Below are 379 nucleotides of genomic sequence, written 5' to 3' on the forward strand. Positions count from 1 at the left end.
GAATTCACCGATATCCTGGTCAAAGTGGGCGACAAAGTTGAAGCTGAACAGTCGCTGATCACCGTAGAAGGCGACAAAGCCTCTATGGAAGTACCAGCGCCATTCGCCGGTACAGTAAAAGAGATCAAGATCAACACCGGCGACAAAGTGTCTACCGGGTCGCTTATCATGATCTTCGAAGTGGCGGGTGCTGCACCTGCTGCCGCGCCTGCACAGGCCGCTGCTCCGGCTCCGGCCGCTGCACCAGCCGCTGCAGGCGGTGCGAAAGACCTTATCGTAACGGACATCGGCGGAGACGAATTTTAAGTCAACGAAGTGATGGTAAAAGTGGGCGACAAAGATGCCGCTGAACAGTCACTGATCAACGTTGACGGCGACA

1 pseudogene is annotated in these 379 nt (G+C 55.4%); it reads left to right on the forward strand.

The window, feature by feature from the left end:
* A pseudogene (locus tag IM265_RS21865) lies at positions 1-379 on the forward strand (biotin/lipoyl-containing protein); the annotation flags it as partial.

It is taken from the genome of Enterobacter cloacae complex sp. P17RS (assembly GCF_014895885.1).
Lineage (GTDB): Bacteria > Pseudomonadota > Gammaproteobacteria > Enterobacterales > Enterobacteriaceae > Enterobacter > Enterobacter bugandensis.